The sequence below is a fragment of the Serratia proteamaculans genome (assembly GCF_013337185.1).
GTDB classification, from domain to species: domain Bacteria; phylum Pseudomonadota; class Gammaproteobacteria; order Enterobacterales; family Enterobacteriaceae; genus Serratia; species Serratia proteamaculans_D.
Genome location: NZ_SWDE01000002.1, coordinates 244827 through 264133, shown reverse-complemented (window position 1 = coordinate 264133; position 19307 = coordinate 244827). Strand labels below are relative to the sequence as shown.

Genomic DNA, 19307 nt, shown 5'->3' with positions numbered 1-19307 from the left:
AGTTGGCCGGGGTTATTACACATCGCAGATAAGAAAATGGCATAAGTTATTCCATTTGGTTAGTAAGTGTTGATGCAAAATTGATAATTCATGCATGGTCTCTGGATAATTGATCTGTTTAATCTTGAGCTGAATTTCTCAGGAGAATCAGCGTGAAGCCGAAAACTTTATTTCTTGGTGTTTCAGTATTTTTATTTTATTCAACCCATGCTGTATCGCAGACATCTGTGATCGGGCTTGATGATACAGTGTCCAGTGCGGGTAAAACGCGTGTCGAATTGGGGGTTAATAAAGACAACATACTTTTAGGGGACAAGAACAGATATGCCTTTAAGCATATCGAAGAGTTCTTGCCTGTTAAAACTATCGATGCATCTAATAATCCGCTTTTTTTGTTCAAACAGACGCCGGTCCAGTTGGATCCTGATGCTATCAGTTTTTCATTTCATAATTCTGTTACTCAGCAGAATGAAAAGAAAACGGTTGCAGATATGCTGCACCAAACCAGAACCGATGCGTTTATTGTCTTAAAAAATGGTGAGATTGCTTACGAAGGTTACTTTGATGGGCAAACAAGCCGTACCCGGCATCTGATGATGTCGGTAACAAAATCAATGGTAGGCCTGTTGGCGGCAAATCTGAGCACCGAAGGTTTATTGAGCAGGGATAAAAAGGTCGTTGATTACATCCCGGAATTAAAACACTCCGCCTATGCCGATGCTACGGTAGGCCAGGTTCTTGATATGACTGCCGGGGTAAAATATTCAGAAGACTATCTGGATCCGCACTCTGAAATCGTAGCCTATGAAAGAGTTTTTAGTCATGGCAGCCAGCGGGCTTCAGAACCAAAAAATATTCACGATTTTATTATGAAGCTGCAGCGTAAAGGGCGACATGGTGAAAAATTTCATTACGTGACCCCGAATGCCGATCTCGCCTGTTGGCTTACTGAGAAGGCATCAGGACAGCCTTTCGAACAACTGTTTGCCGCTCAAATCTGGTCAAAATTAGGGATGAGTCGTGATGCTTATACTGTCGTCGATGCTCAGGGCACAGCGGTGTGCGGTGGGGGGCTAAACGCTACTGCGATAGATCTGGCCAAAGTTGGTGTCATGTTGATGTACAAAGGAATGTTTAATGGTAAACGCATACTACCTTCCGCCACGGTAGAAAATATCTCCACCGGTGGGGATTTGCAAACCTTCGCCAGGGGAGAAGAAAGTCAGTCCGGTATGGCCAACTGGAGCTATAAGAATCTATTCTGGATGCGCAATAACGACCATGGGGCTTATACGGCAATTGGTATTTACGGGCAATGGTTATATATAGATCCGAAATCACAGGTTGTGATCGTTAAACAGTCCAGTTTGCCGTTGCCGGATAATGCTGAGGTAGATGCTTATACGCTGGCAGGATTTGATGCAATAATTGAGCATCTTGATGCTCAATAAACCGTTATTAACAGTTATCAGCAGTGAAACTCTGAATATTATATTTTTCAGTTAATGGACTGATGTATTAAATTACAGGGTGGTTTATGATTAGGGAAGGTTTTAGCAAAGTTATATTGGCAGATCTTAATGGTGGTATGGGGCAGGCTATCGAGGAGTTTTTGAAGGCCTGCACTGCTTTTAAGGTTTCGTTTATTAATCTTTCAAATCCAGATTTTAAAACATTGGATTTTTTTGTGAAAAATAACTGTTTCACTTCGGTGGTGTTTTTTTATCTGAGCGGTAATATTTGCTCTCAGGCAGATGAAATTGATCTGATTACAAAATTTTATATTAAAAACCCAAAAACACGGGGAATAATTATGCTGGGCGACACCGGTTGCCTGACCAGGGTCCTGCATCTTTCTTTGCCTTACACGCTGATTCATAAACGTGACCGGTTGGCGGAGGTTGAACGGTTGATTGCTCTTGGCATGAAGAAGGAGCGGCAGATCAGTCATTGGTGCCAACAGTTTTTGGCGATGGGAAAAGCGAAGCAATGGGCCGATAAACTGAACTTGCTGACCCGAAGAGAAAAAACGGTGATGAAGGATCTGATGCTTGGCCTGTCCCCGGTCAGCATTTCCAGGAAAATGGAGCTAAGTATAAAAACCGTTTCAAATCATAAGCGTAAGGCCTATTTTAAACTGGGGATTAGCCGTCCCGTTCATTTGCTAAATTTTAGCGCAGGTTGTTTTTCCACACTACGCTATTAAAAGCGACGCTGGTCTGAAAAGTTGTGCTGCTTCAGACGCTGTTGTAAACCGGATTGCGATTGACCAAGGGGATTGTCAACGATGAATAAGCCAGAAAAACGACCCTCTTTGTGGCGCTGGATTACGACGCGGATATTGCTGGTGGCAGTAGGCACCATTTCGCTGATCGCTGGCTGCATGTGGTCGTGGTATAGCATACTTAACTATAGGATACTCCGGCAGATGCCGGAAGCGCTCAGACAAGAGCTTCTGGTTTTGGTTAAACACCCCGAAAGTAACCCACAGCGTTTTCATGACATTATTGATGCCTGGTATGGCGTTAATTTTTCCAATCCTTTCTCCTATCTCATTGACTGGGAGTTGTTAACCGCTTATGGCTGCGTGATTGTCCCTTTTATTATTATCATGGGGTTATATACCACCAGGCCACTGTCCGAACAGTTTACTCGTTTGGCGATAGCGGCGCGTGCGGTATCCAAAGGTAAATTTACCACTCGGGCCGGATTGACAAAAAATGCGCCGGCGGAACTTATCAAACTGACTGCCGATTTTAATACCATGACAGGACGTCTTTCTTATTACGATCGTGAGCTGAAAACATCACATGCTGCGATGGCCCACGAGTTGCGCGCCCCTTTGACCGCCGCTATGGGGCGGCTTCACGGGGTGATCGATGGCGTATTTCCGCCGGAAATGCATCATCTTGAAATAATCATGAATCAGCTCACGCATTTGAACCGCTTGATTGACGACCTGAACCTTTTGTCTATGGCACAGGCGCGGCAGTTGACGCTAGACAAGTCTCCGGTCGATATCATGGAACTGTTGCGGGAAAGAAAGGCCTGGTTACAGCCACGAGCGGAGACGTCCGGTTTTTCTTTTAATATTACTTCGCGTGCGGCTTTTCCTTTAATTGTTATTGTCGATCCCTACCGGTTGGGACAGGTTTTTACCATTCTGATGGACAATGCCTTGAGTTACGCTACCGAAGGCAAAGTATTGGATATCACACTGCATGATTATCAGGATCACGTGGCTATCACTTTCCGCGATCATGGGCCTGGCGTTAGCCATGAGTTTATTCCGTTGATGTTTGAACGTTTCTCCAGGGAAGACCGATCCCGAGCACGTAATTTTGGTGGCAGTGGGCTGGGGCTGTCAATTGCCAGAGCCATTTGTGAACTGCATGATGGGAATTTGGTGGTTAATATTCATCCTGAAGGAGGCATGCGCTTTATTATTCAGCTGCCAGTGAAAAATATTTTATCTGAAGGGTGATCTGTCCGCTCTCTTTTCAGACTGTCGTGCGTGCTACAAATACTCTATTTCTCGTCGACTTACTTGACCCGGTTATTATCAGCTAAGACGATTTTTTTATAAATGAGAATAGTCTCTGAAACAGCATTTTTTATATATGACAGTTTGCTACAGTACGGACAGAGATAAATCAGGCGGTTTAGGCAGACTCATTGATGCGAGTGCTTTTCCTGGAAGGGTGACGATAAACTGTCAGCAATAATTTTACGCATGAAAGCAAAAGACCCGCCTAAGTCTCCTTAAGCGGGTCTTTCGAATTTGGCTCCTCTGACTGGACTCGAACCAGTGACATACGGATTAACAGTCCGCCGTTCTACCGACTGAACTACAGAGGAATTGTCTGAACGGGGCGCATCATATCCAGCCACCCAGAATGTGTCAACGCTAAATTCACCTATTCGGTGCGACTGCTCAGCATCTGAGCAATACGGGCTGGATTAGGGGAGTTCTGCGCCGTTTTCGACCTGAAGTCGCTGTAAACGTGCGAGCGGATCCTGCTTATAGAAGCGACTAAAATGCTGGTACATCACCGGAAAACGGTTGGCCAGCAGTTCGGGCGCACTGAAAAAGTACTCCGACAGTACCGCGAAACATTCGGCCGGATCGGTGGCAGCATAGGCGTCCATACTGGCGGCCTCTTCGCCGACCATGTCTATCTCGTCCTGCAGGTTCTCCATCGCGGCGTGCAGGTCGTGTTCCCAGGCGGCGATATCGCGTAGCGGGATCGGCGGGATGCCGGTGGCGCTGCCGCCGTTGCGCATGTCCAGCTTGTGTACCGCTTCGTGGATCACCAGGTTAAAGCCGGAAAGATCAAAAGAGTCCTGCACGTCCTGCCAGTTGAGCACGATCGGCCCCTGTTCCCAACTTTGGCCGGATTGCACCACCGGCCCGGAGTGCACCAGGCCAAAGTCGTCCTGCCATTCATCCTCCACCACAAACGGCGTAGGGTAGAGCAGGATCTCATTGAAACCGTCGAGGCATTCGGCCCCCAGTTCCAGCACCGGCAAGGCGAACAACAGGGCAATACGCGCCTGCATTTGCGAGGTCAGCACCAGCCCTTGCAACGGGACGATGTTTTTTTGCTGCAAGATCTGCCCGGCAACGGCGATCAGCCGTTGTTGTTCCCGCTCATCGAGCGGAGAGAGCAGGGGAATTGCCAGTGCGTCCTGCCACTGGGCAAGCGTCTCCGCCTGCGGTTGATGCGTTTTCCACGGCCATTTCATCATCAGATTGCTCGTAAAGTCGTCACTTGAACATTCGGCTGGAGGCTAACTCTGTAAAAATGCCGCAAAAAGGGGCATGATAGCAAGCACTTGAAGGAGAGATGCCGGAGCGGCTGAACGGACCAGTCTCGAAAACTGGAGTAGGGGCAACTCTACCGGGGGTTCAAATCCCCCTCTCTCCGCCATTATTCAATCACTTAGATAAAATTCTTTCAACGATCCCCGTCACAGATAGCCTTTCACAGCATCACCGAATTCCACCGGTGCCAGTAAGAATGACCGACTTATTTTTCCGTAACGCGAAACTCCTTGCGATATAAAGACGGCGACGTCTTGAACTGCCGCTGGAAATAGCGACGCATCGACAGCGCGGTGGAAAAACCTGCGGCTTGCGCGATGCGCTCGACGGGCTGATCGGTTTTCTCCAAAAAACGTTGCGCCATAGCCAGACGCTGGTTAAGTAGCCACTGCATCACCGTGGTGCCGGTGGTTTGCTGAAAGCGCCGGGTAAAGCTGCGGCGACTCATGCAGGCTTTGTCCGCCAGTGCATCCAGCGTCAGCGGTTGCTGCAGATTTTCCGTTGCCCAATTCAGAGTTTGAATAAAACGGTCACCGCCCGCAGTGTTATACACCGGTTGCTCGATAAACTGTGCCTGGCCTCCCTGACGGTGTGGCGGTACCACCAATTGCCTGGCCACCGCGTTGGCGCTCTCCGCACCACAGTGCTTGCGTACCAGGTGCAGGCAGCAGTCGATGCTGGCGGCGGTGCCAGCGGAAGTAACGATATCGCCGTCATCCACGTACAGCACATTCTTGTCTATCGATACCTGGGGATATCGTTGCAGAAAATCCGCCATCCATTGCCAATGGGTGGTTGCTGGCCGGCCGTTGAGTAATCCGGCCGCCGCCAAAACGAAGCTTCCGACACACAGACCGACCAGGGTAGCACCACGCGCATGGGCGTCTAGCAGGGCGTCGATAAGTTGTTGTGATGGAGGGACTTCGGGATTGCACCAACTGGGTACTATCACCATATCGGCTTGCGCCAACGCCGCTAATCCATGATCTGCAACTATCGAGAAACCGGCGTTGGTCTTTAACAGGCCGGGGTCGGTGGCGCAAATCAACAGCTGATAGGCCGGTTCTCCGTTGCTGTTCAGTGCTTTCTCAAACACCGCACAGGGCACCGAAAGGTGAAACGGGATGATGTTGTTAAAAACCACGATACCCACTTTAAGTGGCGCCATACTGCTTCCTTTTCATCATTAACCCTATGTGGACAATTTGGCCCGATGATATCGCTTTTGGTTATTAGACTACCTGTTGCCATATCACTGCAACCTGCAGAATTGAACTCGACCGCAGCAGGAGATGATTTGCTGTTTTTTGTTCTCACAAGGATAAGCCAAAATGAAAAAACTGATTACCGGCACTGCACTGGCACTCTCGATGGCCACCTCCAGCCTGGGTTTTGCCGATGATAAGCAAAGGGCGCCCACCATTCGCACCATGAGTGGGGCACAGGCCAGCTCATCTTTGCCGGTTAATGCCACAGCGCTACTGGTGATTGATTTTCAAAATGAATATTTCACCGGCAAGATGCCAATCCCCGACGGGAGCAAAGCGCTAAAGAACACGCAACGGCTGGTCAGTTTCGCTCATCAGCATAAGATGCCGGTGTTCTTTGTGCGGCATATTGGCCCGGCAAATGGGCCGTTGTTTGCCGAAGGCAGCAAGTTCGCCGAGTTCCATCCGGATCTGCAGCCGTCCGGCAATGATCGGGTGATCACCAAAGCCACCCCCAGTTCATTTGTGGGCACCGATCTGGATAAGCAACTTAAGCAGGCGGGTATCAAGAAGCTGGTGGTGAGTGGGTTGATGACCCATATGTGTGTCTCTTCAACGGCCCGCGATGCGGTGCCACTTGGCTATGAGGTGATTATTCCTGAGGATGCCACCGCCACCCGCGATCTGGCGACCTGGGATAATCAGGTTGTCAGTCACACCACGTTGCAGCGTGCCGCTTTGGCTGGGGTAGCCGATGTGTTTGCTGAAATCAAAACCACCGATCAGGTCTTGGCGCTACCGGTGAAATAAGCGGTTCTCCAGGATTCAGGCCGCCGGCCGCCTTGCAGTATTTCACTGCTCGCCTAAGCTGATTTCAACCATCACTTTTTTATGGGTAATCGCTATGTTGACTGTGTTACGCACTTCCGTTTTGGGCGCGGCGGCCTTGTTATTCCTCGCGGGTTGTCAGCAAAAGGCACATCAGCCACCACCGCCGCTGCAAGCGCAGTTGGACAGGCTTTCAGCCATGTTGGCAGGCAGCCACTTCCTGCGGCAAAACTGCAACCGCACGGACATTCCAGACGACGTCAAATTGCAACGCACGGCGATGCGGGTGGCGGAGCATCGTGGCTGGGACACTCAGGCCCCGGGTTATCAACAGTTGCCGGCACTGGCCCAGGCACGTTATCTGGCCATACTGGAGGATCGTCAGTTGCTGACGGACAAATGTGCCGTGATGAACACTCACACCGCCAATTTTGTTGCCGCAGCCAAGTCCGATCAGGAAGACTACATGGAGTAATCCCCGCCTCCACGGGCGCCGCATGCTGCGCCCGCCCTATCCCAATCCGCGTCTGCGGCTAAAATATTCTTTGCAGGATAAGCATCTGTCGCTCATTATTTGAAATGTTGTTTCACTTTTATCCCATGAGCCGATCGTGAATTTATATGCTGCCCTGCGCCAGCGTGTGGAAAATACTCCCTGGTACCCCAAACGCAAAAGCTACCGCGTCCTGTTTTGGCGAGAGATCACGCCGCTGGCGGTGCCGATCTTTATGGAGAATGCCTGTGTCCTGCTGATGGGAGTGCTGAGCACCTTTCTGGTTAGCTGGATTGGCAAGGAGGCGATGGCCGGAGTCGGGCTGGCAGACAGCTTCAACATGGTGATTATCTCTTTCTTTGCCGCGGTGGATTTGGGCACCACGGTGGTGGTGGCCTTCAGCCTGGGCAAACGGGATCGCAAAAGAGCGCGGGCGGCGGCGCGCCAGTCACTGGTGTTGATGACGTTGGTGGCTTTGGTGCTGGCTGTAGTGATCCATCTGGCTGGCGAACAAATTATCGATGTGATCGCCGGTGCCGCCACGCCGCAGGTAAAAGCGCTGGCGCTTTCTTATCTGCAAACCACGGTCTGGAGCTATCCGGCGGCGGCCATTGCGCTGATTGGCAGCGGTGCGTTGCGCGGTGCCGGTAATACCAAGATCCCGCTGTTGATCAACGGCGGCATGAATATCCTGAATATCATCATCAGCAGCATCCTGATTTATGGCATGTTGGGCTGGCATGGGCTAGGTTTCGTCGGTGCCGGGCTGGGGCTGACCATTTCGCGCTATATCGGTGCGATCGCGATTATTTACGTACTGATGATCGGTTTTAACCCGGCGCTGCATATCACGCTGAAGAGTTATTTTAGCCCGTTAAAACTGACGATTCTGTGGGAAGTTCTGGGCATCGGCATCCCCGCCAGCATTGAGTCGGTGCTGTTCAACGGCGGTAAATTACTGACGCAAATGTTCGTCGCCGGTATGGGCACCAATGTTATCGCTGGCAATTTTATCGCGTTCTCTATCGCCTCACTGATTAACCTGCCGGGCAATGCCCTGGGATCGGCGTCGACCATTATTGTCGGAAAGCGCCTGGGAAAAGGGCAGATAGCCCAGGCGGAACGGCAGCTGCGTCATATATTTTGGCTGGCGACCCTTGGGTTAACGGTCATCGCCTGGGGCACCGCGCCGTTGGCAGGAGTATTTGCCTCGTTTTATAGCCAACAGGATGACGTGAAAGAGGTGGTGAAGGTGCTTATCTGGCTTAACGCCGCCTTTATGCCAATCTGGGCCGCTTCCTGGGTATTACCCGCCGGTTTGAAAGGGGCGCGTGACGCTCGTTTTGCCATGTGGGTGTCGATGCTGGGCATGTGGGGTTGCCGCGTCGTGGCTGGTTATACACTGGGCATTCTTTTGGGAATGGGGGTGGTCGGCGTTTGGCTGGGAATGTTTATGGATTGGGCGGTGCGTGGCGCATTGTTCTATTGGCGCATGGTCAGTGGGCGTTGGCTGTGGAAGTACCCGCGGATAAAATCGAGCACCGCTGAGGAAAAAACCGTGGTGAAGTGACCCTTAGCTGTCAGCAAACCCTGGCTGATTATTCTCCTGCCGCCATTGGGCCGGTGATACGCCATGAACCTGTTTGAAGGCTTTGGAAAAGTGCAGTTGGTTTTCATAGCCGACCGAAATTCCCACCACTTTGATTGCCGTCCGGCTGTTGCGCAGCAGGCTGGTGGCGAGAGTCATGCGAAAGTTAAGCAAATACTCCTTTGGCCCGATACCGTAAGCCCCCTTGAACAACCGGCACAGGTAACTGCGGTTGATATTGCAGTAGGCTGCCAGGCGCTCAATGGTCAGATGCTCGTGATAACGGTTTTCAATCAGTTTGACCGCTTTGTGCAGATGTTGTGCCTTGTCGCTGGGGTGTTCGTCGCTGCCCTGCAGCGCGTTGTCGATCAACGCAGAAAAAAACAGATAGCACAGACCGAGAGTTTGCAGGCGGTGCTCGTCGTCATGAGTGACGATGCGTCGCAGATAGCGCAGAGCCTGGGGAGTATCGTCAGTTCTGCGGGGGCGATAAATCGGGAACTGGCGGCTCAGGCGGCACTCTTCGAAAATCTTGCCGGCCACCAGTCCGTCGACCTCCAGCCACATGTAATGCCAGGGATCTTTTTTATCGGCGCGATAGGTGGTTACGTCGTGCGGATGGATCAGAAAACCCTCTCCGGCAACCACCGGAAATGCACCGTATTCGCTGTGCAGTACACCGGTTCCGCTTATCACATAATGGAATAGATAGTGCTGACGGACCGCCGGGCCAAAGCTATGCCCCTTATCACAATTCTCCTCACCATATTGGTACAGATTCAGCTCAATATTGTCGGTGCGGCTTAGGGTAAAACTCTTATGCATCAGTCACTGTCCCGGTTTTCTTGTCCACGCTAACAGTGTAGCTGCCATGCGTTGAGTAGGTAAACGCCAAATCCAGACCTGGCTCACAGTTTTTGTGCTGCGTCATTTTTCGCCATAATGAGGTCACATTCATCCATATCCGGGTTCGGGATTGCAGGGTAATTTCAGCCTATCGAAAACCAGTGCAGTGGAGAAACAGGATGATTAAAGTCACTTTTATGGGCGCAGGCAGCACCATCTTCGCCAAGAACGTACTCGGCGATATCATGGCAACGCCGGCATTGAAAGAGGTGGATATCGCGCTGTACGACATTGATAGCGCCCGTCTCAATGAGTCTTTTGCCATGCTGAGCAATATCAACCGCAATATTAACGCTGGCAGGGCGAAGATCACCCCCTATCTCGGGGTTGAAAATCGTCGTTCGGCGTTGAAAAATGCCAACTATGTGGTTAACGCCATTCAGGTTGGCGGTTACGATCCTTGCACCATCACCGATTTCAATATTGCTAAAAAGTATGGTCTGCAGCAAACCATTGCCGATACCCTGGGGATAGGCGGCATCTTCCGGGCACTGCGCACCATTCCGGTGATGTTTGACTTCGCCCGGGATATTGAAGCGGTATGTCCGGATGCCTGGTTGCTGAACTACACCAACCCGATGGCGGCCTTAACCGGTGCCATGCTGCGCCATACCGAAGTGAAAACGGTGGGGTTGTGTCACAGCGTTCAGGTTTGTGCAGAAACGCTGCTGAAAAGCGTGGATATGCCAACCGATGATGTCCAGTTCCACATCGCAGGCATTAACCACATGGCCTGGTTGCTGGACGTTCGCCGCCATGGTGAGGATCTGTACCCGGAAATCAAGCGTCGTGCCAATGCGCTGCAAGGCAAGCATGATGATATGGTGCGCCATGAAATCATGAAAACCTTTGGCTATTACGTTACCGAGTCTTCGGAACATAACGCCGAGTACATGCCTTATTGGATCAAGCGCAACTATCCGGAACTGATTGAGCGCTTTAACATTCCGCTGGACGAGTACCCGCGCCGCTGTATTGAGCAGATTGAACAATGGCAGCAACGCAAGCTGGCGTTGACCAATGACGCCAACCTGACTCATACCCGCACTCATGAGTATGCGTCTTACATTATTGAAGCGATGGAAACCGATCGCCCGTACAAGATTGGTGGCAATGTGCTCAACACCGGTTTAATTACCAACCTGCCTGCCGAGGCCTGCGTTGAAGTGCCTTGCCTGGTGGATGGGCAGGGGATCTCGCCATGTTACGTGGGGCATTTACCGGAGCAACTGGCGGCGCTCAACCGCACCAATATCAATACCCAATTGCTGACTATCGAAGCGGCGGTCACCCATAAACGCGAGGCGATTTACCACGCGGCACTGCTGGATCCGCATACTTCAGCCGAGCTTTCGATTGATGATATCCGTAAACTCTGCGATGAACTGATTGAGGCCCACGGTAACTGGCTTCCCGCCTACCACTGATCGCTGAACTAACTGTATTACCTCCTCAAAACGCACAAGGCGCAGGGCTTCCTGCGCCGTCATAAATGGGATGGTGAGCCATGTTTTATTTAAAGAACAAGAACTTTTGGATCTTCGGTGCCTTCTGTTTTTTCTATTTCTTTATCATGGGGGCGGTGCTGCCGTTCTTCCCGATCTGGTTGCATGACGTCAACCAACTCGACCAGCAACAAACCGGTTTGGTATTCGCCTGTATGGCGCTGTTTGCGCTGGTGTTCCAGCCGATTTTTGGTTTTGTCACCGACAAATTTGGCCTGAAGAAACACCTGCTGTGGATGATCATTTTCCTGCTGCTGTTTCTGGCGCCGCTGTTTATTTATGTCTTCTCGCCGCTGTTGCAAACCAACTTTGTGCTCGGGGCGCTATTGTGCGGGATTTACCTGGGGTTGGTGTGCAGCGGAGGCTCGCCGGCGATTGAAGCCTATATTGAGAAGGTGAGCCGCCGCAGCCAGTTTGAATATGGCCGTGCCCGGCTGTTTGGTTGCATCGGCTGGGCGATTTGCGCGTCGATCGTCGGCTATATGTTTACCATCAACAACCAGTTTACGTTTTGGCTGGCGTCGAGTTTTGCATTGGTGTTGGCCGGCCTGCTTTATATGTTCAAACCTGAGCAAAACAACACGCTGGCGGTGGCGGACGGGTTGGCGCTGAACCATAAACCGATCAAGTTGAAAGCGGCTTTGAGCCTGTTGAAAATGCGCAAGTTTTGGTGCCTGGTGATGTATATCGTTGGGGTGGCCTGCGTGTACGACGTGTTCGATCAGCAGTTCGCCAACTTCTTCACTTCGTTTTTCAGCGACCGACATGCCGGGACTCAGGCGTTTGGCTATGTCACCACGCTGGGTGAGTTCCTTAACGCCTTTATCATGTTCTTTGCGCCATTGATCATCAACCGCATTGGCGGCAAAAACGCGCTGTTGATTGCCGGGGTAATTATGTCAGTGCGGATTATCGGTTCGTCTCAGGCGGACTCGGTGACTGCGGTGATTTTCCTCAAAACCCTGCACATGTTTGAGGTGCCGTTCCTGCTGGTGGGCATTTTCAAATACATTACCACCCAGTTTAACGTGAATCTTTCCGCCTCGATTTACCTGTGGGGGTTCTGCTTCTTCAAGCAGCTATCGGCCATCGGCATGTCCTATGCGGCGGGCCTGATGTACGTCAACTACGGCTTTAAAACCTCGTATCTGATCCTCGGCTGCATTGCCTTGCTGTTTACCCTGATCTCGGCCTTTGCCCTGAGCGGCAAGGTCGCGGTGGTAAAACAGGAGGGCGTACTGCCGGTGGCGGCCAATTAATCAGTACAATAACGTCAAGAGGCTAAAGAACAACAATGTCAGGGCGATGATAAACCCGGTTTGCAGCGTTTTGCGGATCAGACGGCCCTGACCCCAGCGGGTAGCGCTCAGGCGGTTGTCGATCGCAAACAGCGCCGGCACCATCAGCAGCACATAGATCAGCATCAGCATGGCGGTCAGAGGTTGTTGGCTCATGCAAGTTCCTCCGTACCGGTAGGGATGGGGGGGACGATAGCGATTTTTTGTCTGCCACGGTGTTCAATCATATGTCTCCAAAGAGGGCCGCCCGAAGGCGGCCGCCGGTTCACTGCCTGTTATATCGAGATGATTGTCAGCCACTGCCGGGGCCAACTCAGTCATAATATTGCGAATGATAATCATTATCAATGTATGAGGTGAAATTTATTGTGGGAAAGGTTTTGCGGGGTGTTTATCGTAAAAGAGCACGCCGGATGGCGTGCTCGGTGATAGGGCTATTCTCGACGATTATTTTTCATCTGGCAGCGCGTAAGCAACGATATAGTCGCCCAGCTTGGTGCCAAATGAACCATGGCCGCCGGCAGAAATGACCACGTACTGCTTGCCGTTGACCTCATAGGTCATTGGCGTCGCCTGACCACCGGCCGGTAACCGTGCTTCCCACAGTTTTTCACCGTTGGTCACGCTGAAGGCACGCAGATAGTTGTCCGCCGTTGCGCCAATAAAGAACACATTCCCGGCGGTTGAGACCGGTCCGCCCAACATCGGCATACCCATTTTGAACGGTAACGGCAGAGGAGAGCTGTCGCGCACGGTACCAATGCGTTTTTTCCACACGATATCGTTGGTTTTCAGATCCACCGCGGAAATGTAACCCCAGGCAGGCTGTTTGCACGGCAGGCCAAGTGGTGACAGGAACGGGTTCAGGGTCACGCCGAACGGCACACCGTACTGCGGCTGGACGCCGGCTTCGGTACCGCTGCCGCCTTTATCGCCGACCGGCGGCTCGATTGGGTTGCCTGGGCCGCGTGGGATCAGTTTTGACACAAACGGCAGTGCGATAGGGTTGGCGATGGCCACCTGACGGTCAGTATCGACAGACAGGCCACCCCATTCGAACATGCCGAGGTTACCCGGGAACACCAAAGTGCCCTGTTCAGAAGGCGGGGTGAAGGTGCCCTCATAACGCAGGCTGTGGAACATCACCCGGCAAACCAGTTGGTCATAAATGGTGGCGCCCCACATATCTGCACCGGTCAGTTTTTTCTCAGGGCGGAAAGTCAGCTCAGAGAAAGGCTGAGTCGGTGACAGGCGGTCGCCCTTGGCCGGGCCTTGCGGAACCGGTTTTTCCGGTGCAGGAACTACCAGCTCACCGTTGGTACGGTTAAGAACGAAGATGTTACCGGTCTTGGTCGGCACATAAATCACCGGCACCTTGTTGCCGCTCTTGTCGGTGATATCCGCCAGCGTTGGCTGGGCCGGTACGTCCATGTCCCACAGGTCGTGGTGCACCGTTTGATAGAACCACACCAGCTTGCCGGTAGAAGCGTTCAATGCCAGCAGGCCGCTGGCGTAGCGCTCCATGTTCGGCGTGCGATCGCCGCCCCAGATATCCGGAGTGGTTACCCCCATTGGCAGGTAAACGATATCCAGCTTGGCATCGTAGGCTGAAGGCGCCCAGGAGTTTGGCGAGTTCGGTGTGAAGTGGTGTTCATCCGCCGGGATGGCGTTGGGATCATCTGCACCCGGATCAAATGCCCACAGCAGTTTACCGCTGTTGACGTCAAAACCGCGGATCACGCCCGAAGGTTCGCGATTGGAGTAGTTATCGGTCACCGCACCGGCAATGACAATCACCTTATCGGTGATCACCGGTGGTGAGGTCGGCTCATAATGGCCCGGAGTGGCATACGGCATATTGCTTTGCAGATTGAGTTCGCCGTTATTGGCAAAATCGGCGCAAGGCTTGCCGGTCTCGGCATCCAAAGCAAACAGGCGGCCATCATTCACCGGCAGGATAATGCGGCGTGCGCACTGTGCCGGAGAGGCGTCGGTGGCGTTGCCTGCGGCGGCAGGGGTCTCATGATAAGAGACGCCACGGCAGGTGATGTGCTGGAAGGTTGGGTTGAACTTCAACTGAGGATCAAACTGCCACTTTTGCTTACCGGTGGCCGCATCCAGCGCGAACAGCTTCTGGTGCGGGGTGCACAGATAGAGCGTGTCGCGGATTTTAATCGGGGTCACTTCGTTGGTGATTTCCCCCGGATCGTTGGCGGTTTTCAGGTCGCCGGTCTGGAAGGTCCAGGCTTCCTTGAGCTGACCGACGTTCTTGTCGTTGATCTGGCTCAGTGGGGAATAACGCGTGCCTTCCTGGGTACGGCCATAGGCCGGCCAATCGGCGTCTGATGCCTGAGGGGCAACCTTCACCTGGGCCGGTTCAAGGGTGCCGTTGATCTCTTGCGGATCGTTAAATACGGCATAGGCCAGTACTGCGACGGTGAACACCAGCGCGATACTCAGTGCACTGTAGGCCAACTTGCCGCTGGCAATCAGCTTGTGATAGATAAACGGCAATACCAGCCACAGGCCGAAGAAGAAGGTGACGTCCAGACGCGGCGTCAGTGCCCAGAAGTCCGGGCCGACCTCCCACAGTGCCCAAATGGTGGTGCCGAGTAAAAATACGGCATACAGCAGCAGGGCAGTGGCGCGGCGGCGAGCCAACAGCCAGGCGGTAACCAGCAACACCAGGCCGGCAATGATGTAGTACAGCGAACCGCCGAGTTTGGCCAGCCAGATGCCGCCTCCCAGCAGATAGAGTCCGCTCAACGCGGCAAATAGCGCCGTGATGATGATGAGCGGCGACAATGATGCTTTATTTTGCATAGTATTATCCTTACCAAAATGAAAAGTCCCCGATTTAGAGATTAAGCCATATCCAAAAAAACACGCGGTTTCTCCCTAAAAATCCATCCCGTGCGTTCGGCAAACCCTCTCCAGCGCCAAGGCTAAAAGGCAGTGGCAGTTAAAATGGTGAGGCTGGTTTTGGCTTATTGAATAACTCTGTCATTGGGGACGAAAGTAAAAAGCACTGAATCCGGCGTAGCGTTTTGCCTGTTCATTGAGAGGCTGGTGCCCGCTCCGCCTGAAGCGCCGCTAGGTTACTCTAATTGTTATCCTTTCGTTGCATACCTTGTGCTGTTTCGGCGGTTTTTTGTTGGCTTTATGAATCTGATTCATAAGCTCAAGCGGATTTAACGCATAGTTATTTACCCTGCGGCCCCCTACAGTAATCACACTTTGACTGCCGCTGCATGAGTGGCCGTCGGTGCGAAACTTTCGGAGGCAAAATGCAAAAGCGTAAGCTGGGTAACAGTGGGTTGGAAGTCTCGGCATTGGGGTTGGGTTGCATGGGGTTAAGCTTCGGTTATGGCCCGGCAACCGACCCACAGCAGGCGACTAACCTGATTCGTGCCGCTGTAGATCAGGGCGTGACCTTTTTCGACACCGCAGAAATTTATGGCCCGTTTACCAATGAGACGCTGGTGGGGAAAGCTTTGGCACCGGTACGCGATCGGGTGGTGATCGCCACCAAGTTTGGCTTTGAGCTGCCGCAGCCGGATGGCAAACAGGTGCTCAACAGCCGGCCGGAGCATATCCGCCAGGCCGTGGAGGGATCGCTGAAACGTCTGAACATCGAAACTATCGATCTGCTTTATCAGCACCGGGTCGATCCTGAGGTGCCGATTGAAGATGTTGCCGGTACGGTGAAAGCGCTGATCCAGGAAGGGAAGGTGAAACACTTTGGTTTATCCGAGGCCGGGGTAAAGACTATTCGCCGGGCCCACGCCGTGCAGCCGGTGACGGCGTTGCAGAGTGAATATTCACTGTGGTGGCGTGAGCCCGAACAGGAAGTTTTGCCGACGCTGCAAGAATTGGGCATTGGGTTTGTGCCCTTCAGCCCGTTGGGGAAAGGGTTCCTGACTGGGGCGATCAATGAAAATACCGCTTTTGACAGCGGTGACTTCCGCAATGTCGTGCCGCGTTTCAGTACCGAGGCGCGTAAAGCCAACCAGACGCTGGTGGATGTATTGGGGAAAATCGCGCAGCAAAAAGGGGTCACTCCGGCGCAAATAGCACTGGCCTGGCTGCTGGCACAGCAACCCTGGATTGTCCCTATTCCAGGGACCACCAAAATGCATCGCCTGCAAGAGAACCTGGGAGCGGCGGCGCTGGCACTGACGGCGGACGAATTGCACAGTATTGAAGGGACGCTGGCTGCCATTAAGGTGCAAGGCGATCGCTACCCGGCGCATCTGCAACAAAACGTCGGGCGTTGATCCGGCGCCTCCTGCCATAAGCCGTCGGCAGGAGGCGGTTCAGGTTTTGCGCGGGTAACGCATGGCCTCGACAAACAGCGCAAAGGCGGTGGTGTGCTGCCTGCGACTGGGGTAATAGAGATAATAGCCGGGGAACAGCGGACACCATTCGTCGAGCACCTGGACCAAACGCCCTTCGGCCAGTTCACGGGTGACGGTATCTTCAGGCACGAAGGTAATACCGAAGCCTAACAGTGCTGCGTCAATGCGTTGGCGCAGGCTGTTAAAGGTGAGCTGCCCCTCGACCCGCACTTTAATCTCGCGTCCGTCTTTTTCGAATTCCCAGGCGTAAAGGCCGCCCATGGTGGGTAAACGCATGTTGATGCAGCGATGGTTTTGCAGCTCCTGCGGGGTATTTGGCGTGCCGTATTGTGCAAAATAGGCCGGGGAAGCGATGGGGATCATGCGCATATCCGCGCCGATGCGTACCGCAACCATGTCTTTGGCGACCTGTTCACCCAGGCGAATACCCGCATCAAAACGGCCCGCGACAATGTCAGTCAGAGCGTTATCCAGGGTGATTTCGACATTGATATCCGGGTAATCCGCCAGAAATGATTTCAACACTGGCCATAACACCGAGTCGACGGCATGTTCGCCGGCGGTGATGCGGATATTCCCCGCTGGCCGCCCCCGCATTTCACCAAGGGCGTCCAGTTCACTTTCAATCTCGGCAAAGCGCGGCCCTATGCTGTTGAGCAGCCTTTCTCCGGCTTCGGTAGGCGCCACGCTGCGGGTGGTTCGGGTCAGTAAACGCAGTTCGAGCCGTTCTTCCAGCCCTCTGATAGCGTGGCTCAATGCCGATTGGGATACGCCAAGCTTCGCCGCCGCTTTGGTGAAGCTGCGCTCGCGGGCGACCATCAGAAACGAAATCAAATCGTTAAAGTTCTCTTTTAACATCCCGGCCTCACAGCATGGGCAGAATTGATGGCGATATTCTAGCCGTTTGCCGGCAGTGGCGACAATTAATGAATTCAGCTCATAGCTCCTTGCGCATTTTGCCGTCTAGTCCGGATGCGGGAGCGACGTTATCTTTTGTCTATCGCGCCACCATTATCGGGAGATAAATGAATGAAATATTTTGCAGCCACAGCCCTTTCTATGTCGATGGCGATTTCCGGCAGTGCCGGGGCAGAAACTCTGGAGTCGGAACAGCGGGTTAAAAGCGTTTCACCGGCATTGGCTCAATTTCAGCGTGACACATTACAGGGCGATCTTTGGCTGCGTCCGGAGCTTTCGCCGCGCGACCGCAGCGTGATCACCGTCGCAGCGGTTATCGCCCGCAACCAAAACGCCTTGATGGCAGATCAATTCAACCAGGCGTTGGACAACGGCGTGAAAGCCGCTGAACTGTCGGAGATTATCACCCATCTGGCTTTCTATACCGGCTGGGGTAATGCTATGACGGCAGTAGAGGCTGCGCGTGAGGTTTTTCAACGGCGCGGCATTAACGCTGCCGAATTGCCGGCGGCGGATCCCCAACGGCTGCCGCTGGATGAGGCGGCGGAACGACTGCGGGCCAGTGCGGTGGAAAACGCGGTCGGCAGTGAGCAATTCCCTGGGCTGGTTGCCTACACCTCGGACGTGCTGTTTCACGATCTTTGGCTCCGGCCGGCCCTGGCACCCCGCGATCGCAGTTTGGTTACGGTGAGCGCACTGGTGGCCAACGGGCAGGTGGCGCAAATAACCTTCCATCTCAACAAGGCAATGGACAACGGCCTGACCCAGCAACAGGCTGGCGAAGCTATTGCTCATCTGGCTTTTTACGTCGGTTGGCCCAACGCCATGTCCGCCGTACCGGTCGCCAAAGAGGTGTTTGCCAAGCGCGCCTCTTCATCACCCGTCACCCGTTAGGAATTACCCGGTGAAGTGACTGGCAGCCTCTACAATTATTCTGTCCCTATTAGCGTCGGCCACTTTGGCCGAAACGGAGCAACAAATGAAAATTCAACGCAGTGGTTCCCAACCCTCCCGTCCGGGTCCAGAAGACTATTTTACCGGTAAGGTGCGGATCGATGCGCCGTTTGCCGGCAGTGAGCCGGCCCGCGTGGGCGGTGCTACCGTGACCTTTGAGCCAGGCGCGCGTACCGCCTGGCACACCCATCCGCTCGGCCAGACGTTGATTGTCACCCAGGGGCGCGGTTGGATCCAGGTATGGGGCGAGGAGACTCAGGAAATGAATCAGGGCGATATCGTCTGGATCCCGGAGGACGTCAAACACTGGCACGGCGCGACGCCGGACACCGCCATGACCCACATTGCCATCGCCGAATCATTAAACGGCAGCCCGGTAGATTGGCTGGAGCAGGTCAGCGACGCGCAGTACCAAAAGTAATACCG

17 protein-coding genes and 2 tRNA genes are annotated in these 19307 nt (G+C 53.1%); 12 read left to right on the top strand and 7 right to left on the bottom strand.

Annotation, left to right across the window (positions count from 1 at the left end; genetic code table 11):
• Positions 1 to 152: 152 nt before the first annotated feature.
• From FCL49_RS11510 to FCL49_RS11500, 3 genes are all read left to right on the top strand, one after another.
• Positions 153 to 1451, top strand: coding sequence for a serine hydrolase domain-containing protein (locus tag FCL49_RS11510; RefSeq protein WP_174353701.1), 1299 nt, complete (start codon positions 153 to 155; stop codon positions 1449 to 1451).
• A gap of 86 nt (positions 1452 to 1537) precedes the next feature.
• Positions 1538 to 2206 (top strand): helix-turn-helix transcriptional regulator, encoded by a 669-nt coding sequence (locus FCL49_RS11505; RefSeq protein ID WP_174353700.1) that lies wholly within the window; start codon positions 1538 to 1540, stop codon positions 2204 to 2206.
• An 81-nt stretch (positions 2207 to 2287) separates the two neighbouring features.
• Complete coding sequence (locus FCL49_RS11500; protein ID WP_174353699.1) at positions 2288 to 3484, top strand: sensor histidine kinase; 1197 nt, start codon at positions 2288 to 2290, stop codon at positions 3482 to 3484.
• Positions 3485 to 3782: 298 nt separating this feature from the next.
• Here FCL49_RS11500 and FCL49_RS11495 read toward each other — a convergent pair.
• Positions 3783 to 3858: transfer RNA gene (locus FCL49_RS11495), tRNA-Asn, on the bottom strand.
• A gap of 102 nt (positions 3859 to 3960) precedes the next feature.
• Entirely contained in the window at positions 3961 to 4749 is a 789-nt protein-coding gene (gene mtfA / locus FCL49_RS11490) for a DgsA anti-repressor MtfA (RefSeq protein ID WP_174353698.1), read from the bottom strand.
• Positions 4750 to 4841: 92 nt separating this feature from the next.
• On the opposite strand from mtfA, the gene FCL49_RS11485 reads away from it, so the two are divergent.
• Positions 4842 to 4931 (top strand) — tRNA-Ser (locus FCL49_RS11485).
• A 99-nt stretch (positions 4932 to 5030) separates the two neighbouring features.
• Here the strand turns inward: FCL49_RS11485 and FCL49_RS11480 are convergent.
• Positions 5031 to 5993, bottom strand: coding sequence for a GlxA family transcriptional regulator (locus FCL49_RS11480; RefSeq protein ID WP_174353697.1), 963 nt, complete (start codon positions 5991 to 5993; stop codon positions 5031 to 5033).
• A 163-nt stretch (positions 5994 to 6156) separates the two neighbouring features.
• Between FCL49_RS11480 and FCL49_RS11475 the strand changes: the two genes are divergently transcribed.
• The 3 genes from FCL49_RS11475 (at position 6157) to FCL49_RS11465 (ending at position 8924) form a co-directional block, all read left to right on the top strand.
• The gene (locus FCL49_RS11475; protein ID WP_174353696.1) at positions 6157 to 6843 is read left to right on the top strand and encodes a cysteine hydrolase family protein; all 687 of its coding nucleotides are present in this window, start codon (positions 6157 to 6159) and stop codon (positions 6841 to 6843) included.
• Positions 6844 to 6937: 94 nt separating this feature from the next.
• Positions 6938 to 7336 (top strand): type II secretion system pilot lipoprotein GspS, encoded by a 399-nt coding sequence (gene gspS, locus FCL49_RS11470; protein WP_174353695.1) that lies wholly within the window; start codon positions 6938 to 6940, stop codon positions 7334 to 7336.
• Between the two features lie 136 nt (positions 7337 to 7472).
• Entirely contained in the window at positions 7473 to 8924 is a 1452-nt protein-coding gene (locus FCL49_RS11465) for an EmmdR/YeeO family multidrug/toxin efflux MATE transporter (RefSeq protein ID WP_174353694.1), read from the top strand.
• A 3-nt stretch (positions 8925 to 8927) separates the two neighbouring features.
• Here FCL49_RS11465 and FCL49_RS11460 read toward each other — a convergent pair whose 3' ends face one another.
• The gene (locus tag FCL49_RS11460; RefSeq protein ID WP_174353693.1) at positions 8928 to 9767 is read right to left on the bottom strand and encodes an AraC family transcriptional regulator; all 840 of its coding nucleotides are present in this window, start codon (positions 9765 to 9767) and stop codon (positions 8928 to 8930) included.
• A 200-nt stretch (positions 9768 to 9967) separates the two neighbouring features.
• On the opposite strand from FCL49_RS11460, the gene FCL49_RS11455 reads away from it, so the two are divergent.
• On the top strand, positions 9968 to 11275 hold the full coding sequence (locus FCL49_RS11455) for an alpha-glucosidase/alpha-galactosidase (RefSeq protein ID WP_174353692.1): 1308 nt from the start codon (positions 9968 to 9970) through the stop codon (positions 11273 to 11275).
• Between the two features lie 80 nt (positions 11276 to 11355).
• Positions 11356 to 12612, top strand: coding sequence for an MFS transporter (locus tag FCL49_RS11450; protein ID WP_174353691.1), 1257 nt, complete (start codon positions 11356 to 11358; stop codon positions 12610 to 12612).
• Here FCL49_RS11450 and FCL49_RS11445 read toward each other — a convergent pair whose 3' ends face one another.
• A complete protein-coding gene (locus FCL49_RS11445) occupies positions 12613 to 12807 on the bottom strand; it encodes a hypothetical protein (protein WP_174353690.1) in 195 nt (64 codons plus the stop codon).
• 291 nt (positions 12808 to 13098) lie between these two features.
• Positions 13099 to 15474: a glucose/quinate/shikimate family membrane-bound PQQ-dependent dehydrogenase gene (locus tag FCL49_RS11440; protein ID WP_012145820.1), complete on the bottom strand. Its 2376-nt coding sequence runs from the start codon at positions 15472 to 15474 to the stop codon at positions 13099 to 13101.
• Positions 15475 to 15938: 464 nt separating this feature from the next.
• On the opposite strand from FCL49_RS11440, the gene FCL49_RS11435 reads away from it, so the two are divergent.
• On the top strand, positions 15939 to 16928 hold the full coding sequence (locus FCL49_RS11435; protein WP_174353689.1) for an aldo/keto reductase: 990 nt from the start codon (positions 15939 to 15941) through the stop codon (positions 16926 to 16928).
• Positions 16929 to 16967: 39 nt separating this feature from the next.
• On the opposite strand, the gene FCL49_RS11430 is transcribed toward FCL49_RS11435, so the two are convergent.
• Positions 16968 to 17867 carry a LysR family transcriptional regulator gene (locus tag FCL49_RS11430; protein ID WP_174353688.1) on the bottom strand — a complete coding sequence of 300 codons (900 nt, stop codon included), beginning with the start codon at positions 17865 to 17867 and terminating at the stop codon, positions 16968 to 16970.
• Positions 17868 to 18038: 171 nt separating this feature from the next.
• Between FCL49_RS11430 and FCL49_RS11425 the strand changes: the two genes are divergently transcribed.
• Positions 18039 to 18821 (top strand): carboxymuconolactone decarboxylase family protein, encoded by a 783-nt coding sequence (locus FCL49_RS11425; protein WP_217434399.1) that lies wholly within the window; start codon positions 18039 to 18041, stop codon positions 18819 to 18821.
• Between the two features lie 85 nt (positions 18822 to 18906).
• Positions 18907 to 19302, top strand: coding sequence for a (R)-mandelonitrile lyase (locus FCL49_RS11420; protein WP_174353687.1), 396 nt, complete (start codon positions 18907 to 18909; stop codon positions 19300 to 19302).
• The last annotated feature ends 5 nt before the right edge of the window (positions 19303 to 19307 follow it).

Bases quoted from the DNA above. Each gene is read 5' to 3' on its own strand.
- FCL49_RS11420 (WP_174353687.1), top strand. From the start codon at position 18,907: ATGAAAATTCAACGCAGTGGTTCCCAACCCTCCCGTCCGGGTCCAGAA.
- FCL49_RS11450 (WP_174353691.1), top strand. From the start codon at position 11,356: ATGTTTTATTTAAAGAACAAGAACTTTTGGATCTTCGGTGCCTTCTGT.
- mtfA (WP_174353698.1), bottom strand. From the start codon at position 4,749: ATGATGAAATGGCCGTGGAAAACGCATCAACCGCAGGCGGAGACGCTT.
- FCL49_RS11445 (WP_174353690.1), bottom strand. From the start codon at position 12,807: ATGAGCCAACAACCTCTGACCGCCATGCTGATGCTGATCTATGTGCTG.
- FCL49_RS11430 (WP_174353688.1), bottom strand. From the start codon at position 17,867: ATGTTAAAAGAGAACTTTAACGATTTGATTTCGTTTCTGATGGTCGCC.
- FCL49_RS11425 (WP_217434399.1), top strand. From the start codon at position 18,039: ATGAAATATTTTGCAGCCACAGCCCTTTCTATGTCGATGGCGATTTCC.
- FCL49_RS11435 (WP_174353689.1), top strand. From the start codon at position 15,939: ATGCAAAAGCGTAAGCTGGGTAACAGTGGGTTGGAAGTCTCGGCATTG.
- FCL49_RS11480 (WP_174353697.1), bottom strand. From the start codon at position 5,993: ATGGCGCCACTTAAAGTGGGTATCGTGGTTTTTAACAACATCATCCCG.
- FCL49_RS11505 (WP_174353700.1), top strand. From the start codon at position 1,538: ATGATTAGGGAAGGTTTTAGCAAAGTTATATTGGCAGATCTTAATGGT.
- FCL49_RS11455 (WP_174353692.1), top strand. From the start codon at position 9,968: ATGATTAAAGTCACTTTTATGGGCGCAGGCAGCACCATCTTCGCCAAG.
- FCL49_RS11475 (WP_174353696.1), top strand. From the start codon at position 6,157: ATGAAAAAACTGATTACCGGCACTGCACTGGCACTCTCGATGGCCACC.
- FCL49_RS11440 (WP_012145820.1), bottom strand. From the start codon at position 15,474: ATGCAAAATAAAGCATCATTGTCGCCGCTCATCATCATCACGGCGCTA.
- gspS (WP_174353695.1), top strand. From the start codon at position 6,938: ATGTTGACTGTGTTACGCACTTCCGTTTTGGGCGCGGCGGCCTTGTTA.
- FCL49_RS11500 (WP_174353699.1), top strand. From the start codon at position 2,288: ATGAATAAGCCAGAAAAACGACCCTCTTTGTGGCGCTGGATTACGACG.
- FCL49_RS11460 (WP_174353693.1), bottom strand. From the start codon at position 9,767: ATGCATAAGAGTTTTACCCTAAGCCGCACCGACAATATTGAGCTGAAT.